Genomic DNA, 5,246 nt, shown 5'->3' with positions numbered 1-5,246 from the left:
GGGCCGGGGGTGCCGCACGGAGGTGACGTCCGCTGCTCCGCCGGTGGTCGGTGGAGCAGCGGCGACTAGCGCCGGGGTCGGCGTCGGGGGCCGCGCTCGGGGCTCCGGGCGGGCGGAGACTCGGGATACTCGGGGCCCCGGGCGGGCCGGGCCGGGTACCCGAACGGCGCGCACCCCGTCCGTGCTGCTGCGTGGTCTCGTCCGGAACGGCCGACCGGCCACGCCCGCAGCCGGCGGACCGTCATCCGTGGCTCTGGTGCTGCTCGGTCAGACGGCTCTCGGGGTGCACCCACAGCACGACGTTGTCGAGATGCCCGACCGCTCCGCTCTCCAGCTCGTTCCGGAAGAACTCGACGACCTCCCGGTCGGAGTGGCGCAGGCTGAAGTGGGTCAGCACGAACAGGTTCTCCGGATGTGCCTCGACCACCGGACGGAGTTCGCTCCACACGGTGTGTCCGACCTCCCGGGCCCGGGTGAGCCGGTCGTCGTCGAGGTAGGTGCACTCGGTGATGATGACCGGGTAGTCGAACAGCCAGGGGTTCCGCGCGAACACGCTCGCGTGGGTGTCTCCGAGGAAGGCGAAGGCGGGGCGGCGGATCTCCCGGTCGACCGTGCCGGCACCCTCCTTGCGTCGCTCGGCGATGATCCGGCCGAACTCCCGGGCCCGGCCCGCCGCGACCATCGACGCCTTCAGCTCTTCGTACTCCGGCGTCAGGACCGTCTTCTTCTCCGCGAAGCAGTAGCCCACGCACGGCACCTTGTGCAGGCACTCGACGACGCGGACCGCGTACTCCCCGCGGCGGCCCACGGAGAACTCCGCACCCGGCCGCACGCCGTGCAGACGGCACCCCGCGGAGAGGGACGGATCGAACCCCGCCCCGTGGTTCAGCTCGCTCGAAGCACGCAGATAGGCCTGCGCGTACGGTTCGGCGTCGGCCGGAAGGTAGATGTCCACCCCCGCGTCCCTGGCCGCCAGATAGTCGAGGTCCTTGGAATGGTCGAGATGGGTGTGGGTCAGGAGCACCGTCTCCACCTGCCGGCCCTCGGCCAGACCGGCATCGAGGGCGCACCGCAGCTCGGGGACGTGGAAGAAGGTCTTGTCGTTCGCCCGTGAGTACCCGGTCAGGGTCAGACCGGTCCCGGGTATGCGCCACGTCTTCCACTGGCGGAACGGATGCCCCTTGTCGAGCCGTTGAGAGTGCCTGACACGCTGCTCAGGTTGGTGGGTCATCCCGGCTTGCTCCCCGGCCTCGTCGTCACGGTTCCTCACGTGCACGGATGTCGGCCGATCGTACGGGCCGTCACCGGACCGGTGACGGTATTTTCCGCGGCCATCGCCCGGCGGCCCCCGCCCTGCCGAGCGACGAGGTGCTCCGTGGAACGGGAGGTGGGCGCCGCGTCGGCCCGTGCCGTCGGCGACGAGTTGTCCGCCGAGGTGCTGCCGGCCCTGGTCGACGTGGTGGGTCGGGTGAACAGCCATACGGTGACGGGGACTTGGCCGGTGCATCGTGGGGTCGCGAGGCCGCGGCCCTAGTCGCGGGAGAGGGAGCCGGCCGACGGGTCCGGGCGTTCGGGGGCGACGGGGTCCTCGCGGCTCACCTCGTGGTGGTGGCCGCCGGGGCCGGGGAGGGGTTTGAGGTCCACCTGGATGCGGTGGGTGGAGTCGTGGCTCACCGAGCCGCCGAGGCGGGCCTCGACCACGCCCAGGCGCAGGCCCGCCCCGCCCTCGCCGGACCGGTGGAACTGGACCGCGAACTCCAGGCTGACCTGCTCCACGCTGAACCGCCAGTCGCTCGCCGCGCCTTCTGCCTGGGCCCTGGCCAGCTCCGCGCGGACCGTGCCGATGGCCTCCGCGAGACCGACCGGTTCGGTATCGCCCATGTGAACACCTCGTCGGATTCCGTTGATGGTCCGTTGATCGACCGATCCAAGTTGGTTCACAAGTCTAGGGACGCACGATGCTCCGCGCGTAGTGTGAGGCAGCATGGGGGAATTGCGTGCGGACTGGAGGCTCAGGCTGCGGCGCGGGGACGCGCACGGGCCCATCTGCGGCGCCGGCGTGCTCGTCGACCAGCACACGGCGCTGACCTGCGCACACGTGGTGCGCAGCCCGGACGCCGTGATGTGGCTGGAGTTCGCCGAGAACAGCGACCTCGCTCCGGTGTCCGCGCGTGTCCCGCCCGGCGGTTGGCTGCCCGAGGGCCCCGGGGGTGGTGAGGACGTCGCCGTGCTGCGGCTGGACAGTCCGCGGCCGCAGGCGCGGCCGGCCCGGCTGGAGACGGGGCTGCTGGGCGGGATGGAGGTGTCCGCGACGGGCTACGCGGAGGGCTTCGACGACGGCATGTCCCTGTGGGGCCGTATCGGCGGGGTCAGTGGTGAGCGGGTGCAGCTCGACGCCGTCACCAAGGCCGAGGTCGTGCGCAGGGGATTCAGCGGAGCCGCCGTGTGCACACGGCCGGAAGAAGGGCGCCCCGCACGGGTGGTCGGCCTCGTCGTCAGCTGGCGCGGTGACATGGGCGAGTTGCTGCCCGAGAACAACCGGCTCGCCTTCTCGTATCTGATCCCCGTCGAGCGTATCGCCGAACTCTCGCCGCTGATCAAGGAGTTGACCGGCCCGGATGCCTGGAACCATGACTTCGGGGAACGGCTGATCCGGTGGTTCGAGGACCCCGACGAGGAGCCGGTGAAGATCACCGTGGTGGCTCCGGGCGGCGGCAAGGACCGTTCCCTGCGCCATCTGCTGCACCGGGCCCCTCTCGTCCACCGCGGAGGGGGTACCTCCCGCTCGAGCGAAGCCGAGAGTGGGGGAGGCTCCAGCAGACCCGACCTCGCCGACCACGCCCTGGGCCACATCGCCTTCCCGGCCGGCCAGTACCTGGCCTACTGGGACTGGCTGCTCGGCGCCGGGCCCCGGCCGGCGCAGCCGCCCGTCCTCGCGTCCGGCGGCCGGGTCGCCGTCCTCGTCGACGGCCTCGACGAGGAGCCCGAGCCGGGTCCGCTGATCGAACTCCTCGCCCGATTACGGTCGGTCGGCTTCCGACTGCTGGTGGTCTTCCGCCACGAGGGCGGCACCGGCTGGACCGCCGCCCGTGACGAACTCCTCGCGCCCGCGCTCCTCGCCCACGCGGACGCGCTGCTCGCCCGGCTGGAGCGCGCGGAGTTCAGCCGCGCGGTCCGCCACGGTGTCGTCGACAGCTCCTCCCTCGGCTCGCTGACGGAGACGGCCGACCGGCGCAGGGCCGAGCGCCGCCTGATCGACGAGACCAGGGACCCGCAGACGCGGCTCGCCCGGCTGCGTGAGCTGATCAGGACCCTGCGCGCCGATCTGCGGCGCTCCGGAGACCTGGCATGAGGCCCGGCACGAGGCCCGGGATGACGCCTGGGACGACGCCCGGCATGGGGTCCGGCGCCCAGCCAAGGCAGGGGACGGACGACGAGAGGGCGACGCTCTGCCCGCACCGGCGCTTCACCGGCGCCCCCTGCGGCGGCACCGTGCTGCCCACCGGCCACTGCGCCGTGTGCGGCCGTGCGGAGAACGGCCCCCGGCTGCCCGAACTGCCCGAGGACCCCCGCGAGTTCGGTCCCGCCGAGCTGCTCGCGCTGCCCGAGCGGGTCCCGCGCCCCGCGCAGGAACGCCTCATCCACCCCGAGGCGCCGCTGCGCGTCCGCATGAGCTGCTCGTCCCCCGAGTGCGGCATCACCTTCGCACCGCCCTACACCGTGGGCCGGGTGCCGGTCGAGGGGTACTGCCCGGCCTGCGGCGAGCCATACTCGTACCGGCCCGAACTCGCCGAGGGCGACGTGCTGCGCGACCAGTACCGGATCATGGGGCCCATCGCGCACGGCGGCCAGGGCTGGGTCTATCTCGCCGAGGACACCCATCTCGGTGACGTGGTAGCCGTCAAGGGCATGCTCAACCGCTACGAGCAGGACGGGGCCCGGCTCGCCGACGTCGAACGCCGCAACCTCGTCGCCATCCGCCACCCCCGCATCGTCCAGATCCGTGACTTCGTCGCCCGGCGCGACGGCACCGGGCAGGTCACCGGCGGCTACATCGTCATGGACGACGTCGGCGACGGCACCCTCGAAAAGGTCGTCAAGGAGACCCGGCGCGGCGAGTCGGTCCTCGACATCGAGCACGTCGCCGCGTACGGCTGCCAGATCCTCGAAGCCTTCGTCCATCTGCACGCGGGCGGCGAACGGGCCTTCGTGTACGGGGACATGAAGCCGTCGAACGTCGTGCACCACGGCGACGGCGTCAAGGTCATCGACCTCGGCGGGATGCGCGAACAGGGCCAGAGCCAGCCGCCCGCCCATGTCACCCCCGACTACATGGCGCCCGAGACGGCGTCCTCTCCCATGCCCACCACCGCCCACGACCTGCACACCGTCGGTGTCACCCTGCGGGAACTCGCCGGCTGGGCCGTCGACGAGGTGCCCGGCCTCGGCACCGCCTCCTTCCGGGGGGTCGTCGACCGCGCCACCCGCGGCGACCCCGGCCTGCGTTTCGCCGACGCCCGGGAGATGGCGGGCCAACTGCGGGGCGCTCTGCGGGAGATCCGCGCCCTGCGCGGCAAGAGCGACCCGCCCGAACCCTCCGACTACTTCTGGCCGTCCCCGCAGCTGCTCGGCGCCCGGCTCGGCACGGTGCCGGGCATCGAACACTGGCTGGACCGCCCCCGCCGGGACCGCTACGAACCGCCCCTGGCCCCCGCCCTCGACCTCGGCGCCCCCACCCCCACCGAGATCGCCCGCCGGCTGCCGGTGCCCCGGCGCTACCCGGGCGACCCGCAGACCACACGGTTCGAGGTGAGCAGCGGCTACGACCCGGGCCGGCTCCTCGACCAGGAGGACGGCAAGCCGCCCTCGGTGGAGATCCGGCTGCACAACGTACGGGTCCTGCTGGGCCGGAACACACGGGACGACCTGGAGCGGGCCCAGGAGGAACTCGACACCGCCGATTCCCTGCCGGGGCCGTCCGCCGTGCGCCGGTGGCGGCTGGAGTGGCACCGCGCCCTGGTCGCGCTGCGCCGCGCCGACCTCGACGACGACCCGCGCCAGGTCGCCGAGGCCCAGGGCCACTTCACGAAGGTCCGCCTCGAACTACCCGGCGAGTACGCGCCCAAGCTGGCCCTCGCCTACTGCGGGGAGCGGCTCGGCGAACGCGCGGCCGGGCCCACCGCCAAGGTGCTGTACGAGGCCGTGTTCGCCCGCAACCCCGCGCACGGCGGCGCCGCCCTGGGCCT

General features: G+C 72.9%; 4 protein-coding genes. 2 read left to right on the top strand and 2 right to left on the bottom strand.

The genetic code is table 11. The features are described from left to right. Positions 1-241: 241 nt before the first annotated feature. Both AWZ10_RS11720 and AWZ10_RS11715 read right to left on the bottom strand, forming a co-directional pair. A complete protein-coding gene (locus AWZ10_RS11720) occupies positions 242-1,231 on the bottom strand; it encodes an MBL fold metallo-hydrolase (protein WP_173531738.1) in 990 nt (329 codons plus the stop codon). Positions 1,232-1,530: 299 nt separating this feature from the next. Then, positions 1,531-1,881 carry a trypco2 family protein gene (locus AWZ10_RS11715; RefSeq protein ID WP_046709921.1) on the bottom strand — a complete coding sequence of 117 codons (351 nt, stop codon included), beginning with the start codon at positions 1,879-1,881 and terminating at the stop codon, positions 1,531-1,533. 103 nt (positions 1,882-1,984) lie between these two features. Between AWZ10_RS11715 and AWZ10_RS11710 the strand changes: the two genes are divergently transcribed. Beyond that, entirely contained in the window at positions 1,985-3,352 is a 1,368-nt protein-coding gene (locus AWZ10_RS11710) for a S1 family peptidase (protein WP_162948643.1), read from the top strand. 44 nt (positions 3,353-3,396) lie between these two features. After that, a partial coding sequence (locus tag AWZ10_RS11705) for a serine/threonine protein kinase (RefSeq protein ID WP_060891029.1) occupies positions 3,397-5,246 on the top strand: 1,850 nt, incomplete at its 3' end.

The sequence above is a fragment of the Streptomyces europaeiscabiei genome (genome assembly GCF_001550375.1).
GTDB classification, from domain to species: Bacteria; Actinomycetota; Actinomycetes; order Streptomycetales; family Streptomycetaceae; genus Streptomyces; species Streptomyces europaeiscabiei.
The sequence above is the reverse complement of the archived record's forward strand: the minus strand, read 5'-3'. Positions and strand labels throughout refer to the sequence as shown.